5 protein-coding genes and 3 pseudogenes are annotated in these 4,786 nt (G+C 66.2%); 4 read left to right on the forward strand and 4 right to left on the reverse strand.

The features are described from left to right. The first annotated feature begins 236 nt into the window (after window positions 1-236). A complete protein-coding gene (locus CG719_RS35155) occupies window positions 237-623 on the forward strand; it encodes a hypothetical protein (RefSeq protein ID WP_159025041.1) in 387 nt (128 codons plus the stop codon). Window positions 624-884: 261 nt separating this feature from the next. Here CG719_RS35155 and CG719_RS35160 read toward each other — a convergent pair. Continuing rightward, window positions 885-1,232 (reverse strand): annotated as a pseudogene (locus CG719_RS35160) (helix-turn-helix domain-containing protein); the annotation flags it as partial. 219 nt (window positions 1,233-1,451) lie between these two features. On the opposite strand from CG719_RS35160, the gene CG719_RS35165 reads away from it, so the two are divergent. Further along, window positions 1,452-1,757 carry a hypothetical protein gene (locus CG719_RS35165; RefSeq protein ID WP_100572759.1) on the forward strand — a complete coding sequence of 102 codons (306 nt, stop codon included), beginning with the start codon at window positions 1,452-1,454 and terminating at the stop codon, window positions 1,755-1,757. A gap of 205 nt (window positions 1,758-1,962) precedes the next feature. On the opposite strand, the pseudogene CG719_RS37695 reads toward CG719_RS35165, so the two are convergent. Both CG719_RS37695 and CG719_RS35180 read right to left on the reverse strand, forming a co-directional pair. Beyond that, window positions 1,963-2,201 (reverse strand): annotated as a pseudogene (locus CG719_RS37695) (ISL3 family transposase); the annotation flags it as partial. Between the two features lie 327 nt (window positions 2,202-2,528). Next, complete coding sequence (locus CG719_RS35180; RefSeq protein ID WP_234375927.1) at window positions 2,529-3,491, reverse strand: hypothetical protein; 963 nt, start codon at window positions 3,489-3,491, stop codon at window positions 2,529-2,531. A gap of 259 nt (window positions 3,492-3,750) precedes the next feature. Between CG719_RS35180 and CG719_RS35185 the strand changes: the two genes are divergently transcribed. Then, a complete protein-coding gene (locus tag CG719_RS35185; RefSeq protein ID WP_234375928.1) occupies window positions 3,751-4,140 on the forward strand; it encodes a hypothetical protein in 390 nt (129 codons plus the stop codon). Between the two features lie 8 nt (window positions 4,141-4,148). Here CG719_RS35185 and CG719_RS35190 read toward each other — a convergent pair. Beyond that, window positions 4,149-4,475 (reverse strand): annotated as a pseudogene (locus tag CG719_RS35190) (IS5/IS1182 family transposase); the annotation flags it as partial. Between the two features lie 135 nt (window positions 4,476-4,610). Here CG719_RS35190 and CG719_RS37700 point away from each other — a divergent pair. Beyond that, window positions 4,611-4,786, forward strand: a 176-nt coding sequence (locus CG719_RS37700) for an SMI1/KNR4 family protein (RefSeq protein ID WP_442802772.1), incomplete at its 3' end; no start/stop codon positions are given.

Genomic DNA, 4,786 nt, shown 5'->3' on the forward strand with positions numbered 1-4,786 from the left:
GACGCCGGACCAAACGCCCGGATCAGGTGGGAGCCCGTACACCACTTCCCAGGACGCAACCAACGAGAGAAACCTGCTGATGCGAGTGTGATTAGAACCTATTGTCAGGAAACGTCATTGAATTCTGCGTCCTTCCCTCATCGGCCGCACAGGCTCACATGATCAGGCTTCGGGGGTCGTGATCTGCCCGGTTCGCGGTTCCTGGATGACGGGCAAAGACAAGATGGGGTGGGTACGTGCTCAAGACGAGGCTCAAGAAGCTCTCCGTGGCGCTGTCGGTCTTCGGGCTGGCCATCAGCGGAGTAGCCTCAACTCAGGGAACTGCGCAGGCAGCAAGCTACGGCTGGGTGTACATCTCCTTCCCGAAGTGGCTCGGTAACTGCCCGAACGCCACTGTCAAGGGGATCCAGGCCTATACGAACTACTGGAGCACCAACTGGGACATGGGCGATGACCTGGTCTACGGGAAGGTGGCGCTCGGCCAGCGGAACACCATCATCGGCAACCTCCTCTGCAAGCGGCGCATCGGCGGCTACTACCAGGCCGTGGCGCGCTACGACGTTGTCCCGACGCGCAACAAGCAGACCGTCTGGATCGGCCCCGGGGGCTGGACCCGTAACTGACAGACCTGCCAGATGACCGGTTGACGGCGAGGTCCTCCCCCAACTGTTTACCGGCGAGTGGCAAAGCCGACCCACCAAGCTCGATGCATACATGCCCTACCTCGACCGGCGATGGCAGGAAGGCTGCACCAACGCATGGAAATTGTGGGAGGAGATCAAGGAGCGCGGCTACCCGGACGGCTACGGCAACGTTCGCGCCTATGCCAGCCGGAATCTGCGTGGCAAGCCCCAACCAGTCGGGCCCAGGCTGCCGTCGAACTGTGCGGCCACACGCAGGATGCTCATGGGCAGCAGCGTGCCGTCGAGCAGGACGAACGCCTTCATCGAGGCCGTCCGGACTGCCTCGGCGAGTGTAGGGGCGAGGTCGGCCAGGAGGCCGACGGCCTCGGTGATGTAGCGGTAGGCGGTGGCGATCCCGATGCCGAACCCGGCAGCGAGCCGTGCGTAGGTGTCGCCGCAGCGCAGATGGGCCAGAACCAGGAGGGCCTGGCTTCCCGGCGCCAGGCGCCGCCAGCGCGAGCCGATCTCCCGGCGGTGGGCGGTAGGTTGACGGGTGAGACAGCGCAGGTGCGTGTTGGACAGACCGATCGCCGACGGGTAGACAAGCACGCGAAGCTCCTGGTGAGCATGGGGGATCGTGGTCGTGAACCCGTCTATCAGGAGCTCTGCTGTTGGGCGTGACCAGGACCAATGAAGAGTCGGCAGGTTGGCAGAAGCTCGCTGTACCGGCCCCTTTGAGGAAGGAGCTTCGATGAAGGTCTCGCGCACTGCGATGCTCACCTTCGCCGTGCTCACTGTCGTCGGCCTCGCCGTTGGAATGGTCGGCTCTTGAGCGCCCGCCGGTGGATCATCGCCGTCTGGGCGGGGCTGTGTCTGGCCTGCATCGCCGCCACCTCCGCCCTCAACGCCGGGACGTACACGGACACGCCGGAATCTCCCTCCGAGGAGCCGGTACCGACGGACACGTACGTCGTCGACTGCAAGGCGATCGCCGACGACATCGAACAAGCCCGCGCCGAGGCGGAGCGGGAGCGGCAGGAAGAGCCCTTGAAGGGCAGAGCCACCGCGAAGGCTGTCTGGGTACCAGAGGAGTGCGCGGACGAACTCGAAGACCGTGGCCTGAAGACACGCTGAGGATGGCACATCCCACGACCGTGCGTCCTGGCGCCTCCTGCGCAAGCCACGATGCAGCACCAACCAGATCACAGACCTGGTCAAAGCCGTCCTCACGCTGAACCTCGCCAGGTTCAGCGTGAGGTTGGAAAAGGCTCACTGATGCTCACGGTCAGCCCCCCGAACTCGTGAAGGAACGCATCGGCAGCATCGTCGGCCAGCCGGCTCAGGCGAGTAGTACCCGCTTGCCCAACAGCCTGAAGCCCGCGCGGCCGCGTGCCCTTCCACGACACCCGAGTTCCAGGGCAAGGTTAAGCCGGCGATGTCGGCATCGCGGTCGCGGCCGATGCCTGCGGCGAGGGTACGAAGGCTGGGCAGGTCGTCCTTCCGGACGGCGTCGAGCCAGTCTGGCAGGCGCTCGGTGAGCATGGTCGCGAGGGAGCGGACGTGCTCGGTGAGGGCCTCATTGCCGCCACGAGCCCTCACGTGAGGCATGGGTCGACACCGGCTACTGCACCAAGCCATCGAACACGGCGCCGCCTCTGTATCGACGCGAAGGAGTCCAACGCGAGCCCGGAGTCAGAGGATTCAAGGGGGATTCCCCGGCGCTGGGTGGTCGAGCGGACCTTGGCTGGCTCATGCACCACCGCCGCCTCGCCCGCGACGAGAAAGCCACCCACGCCGCTCCGAAGCCATAATCCACGTCGCGGTGATCGACCTCATGAGCCGACGCCTCACCCATGAGAGCACCCCGAACTGCCGTGACACCTGAACCCCGGACAAGACGCTCTTTCAGATTCTGTGCTCGATCTTCTTTTCCCGTATCAGCTTCTCCAGCTCTGTGTCCGACAGTGGGTGCAGAGAGTTCAGGAGATGGCGTAGCCCGGGTCCGTCCAGGGTCTGGCTGGTGACTTCGGCCTCCGCGTTCCGGTGGCGGCGGGTGAGGGTGATGGCGCGGCCGCCTCCGGGGAAGTCGCGGACCGTGAGCATCTCACCGTGCGCGTCTACTGTGCAGCTCATGCCCTTCTCCGCAGGCTCTGGGCATCGGGGAGTCGGCGTGAGCGGCGGGCGCACCGTGAGGACGACGTACCCCAACTCGTAGCCTTCCCGGACGGGGCGGTAGTCGACGCCGAAGGAGGCCCGGCCGACCTCGGCATGGGACACCTGCATGCCCGGCGGAGCAGCGCCCAGGTACAGCAGCTCCGGATGCTCCCGGTACCGCGCGACCTCCGCCTCGTTCTGGCGCTGCTGCGACTGCGCCGGGCCGACGAAGCCTCCATAGGCCACCCCAGCCGCCAGTACGGCCAGCGCCCCCAGCCGCACCCACCGGCTCGGCACGAAGAACGCCGCGGCCACGGCGTACGGCACCCCCGTCAGCACGATCCGGGTACTGGCGCTTCCGAGGTCAACGTTTTCGCCATAGGCGGCCAGACCTGCAAGGATGCCGAGCGTACCGAGGACGAAGACCAGTACCGCCCAGCCCAGCCGCTGCGACACGGAGCCGCACAGCGGCACCACGGTCCGCACCGGTATGCCCGCCGTGGTCAGCAAGCCCACCATCAGCGGTACACCCAACGCGAGGACCGGCACCGTCGCACCGGCCCCACCACCCCAGGCCGATATCACCAGCCCGAAACCGAGCGCCGGCGCCACGGCCGCCATCGTCGCCCAGACCAGGAAGAGATGCAGGGCCGTCAGCGCCCTTCTGCCACTCGTCATATCGCAGAGCCTGTCAGCCGGCGTCCTGGCGAACATGAGTACTCGTACTCAAGCACGGAACCCCGCCGCCTGGGTCTGGCTGCCGGTTTCACAGGCGTGGGACGGCTACCGCAACCAGGCCACGCGTGCTTGACCATCGGTGAGAAAAGTGGAGCGCTCCGGGTCTGATGGAGGCTCGATTCCCTGAGAGGATCGAGTCATGGCCCGTCCGTCCCCTTACCTGCCGAGCTTCGTGAGCGTGCGGTGCGTATGGTCGCGGAGGTCCGCCCCCAACTACCCGACGGAGTGGGCCGCGATGAAGGCGGCCGCCGTGAAGCTGGGCATCGGCACATGCGGTGTGGAGGATCTGGCGCTGGTCGCCGCGGCGACGGTGATCAGCGTTCCCGCCCCTGACCGCTTTGTGCTTGATGTCGGTAACAAGGTCCTCGGCACCGACCGGTCGCCTTGGGTGACGGGCCACGGCTACCTGCCCCAGTTCCCGCAGGGAACCATCACAGGGCTGTGGGAGCACCACGCCGTTGTCCGGCTTCCGGAAGGGGTGCGGGGACCACGCCTTGGGGCGCTCGTCGCTGTCGTCCCCAACCACATATGTACGCCGGTGAATCTCGCCGATGAGCTGCTGGTCGTCCGAGACCGCGAGGTGATCGATCGCTGGCAGGTGACGGCTCGAGGTGCCAATACCTGAGCATCGCCTCAAGCCGAGAGCCGGCGGTAGCAGATCAGAGTCGCGGCTATCCCGGCGAAAGCAAGGAAGTGTTCAGCCTTGCGCTCGTGACGACGGTGAAGGCGACGGCACCCGGCCGGCCAGGCCACCGTCCGCTCCACGGTCCATCGGTGGCGGCCCAGCCGGTGCGAGGACTCGATCCCCTTGCACGCGATGCGCGGGACGATGTTCCGGCTGCGGAGCCACCGTCGCAGGAAGTCGTAGTCGTAGTCGTATCCGTTGCCGGCGTGGAGCTTGGCAGGCCGTCGCCGACGTGGGCCACGGCGAGATCGGATCGGCGGGATACCCCGTACCAGGGGTCTTCACCTGCTGGCCCTCTAACTGATCGTTTCAAAGTGAGATTCGACCGCATGGAGCCTGGCCGGTTGGAAAGTCTTATGCTCGCGGCGACGGTGGAACTGGGGCTGCCAGATGCGAGAGGTAGGAACGGGATGGACCGGCTGTCCGATACTCGGCCGAGGAGTGTGCTGTCCGAGGCGGAGGTTCGGTCCTTCGAGCGGCAGTACGGGGTCACGCTTCCCAGGGACTACCGAGGGTTCCTGATGACCGTCGGAGACGGCGGCCCAGGCCCGTACCACGGCATTTGGTCCCTGAGCGAGTCGTACGG

The organism is Streptomyces sp. CB01373, from assembly GCF_002803075.1.
GTDB lineage: Bacteria > Actinomycetota > Actinomycetes > Streptomycetales > Streptomycetaceae > Streptomyces.

What these genes read in the sequence shown, in the direction of transcription:
- CG719_RS35185 (WP_234375928.1), top strand. Translation starts at nt 3,751, where the DNA reads ATGAAGGCGGCCGCCGTGAAGCTGGGCATCGGCACATGCGGTGTGGAG.
- CG719_RS35180 (WP_234375927.1), bottom strand. Translation starts at nt 3,491, where the DNA reads ATGTTCGCCAGGACGCCGGCTGACAGGCTCTGCGATATGACGAGTGGC.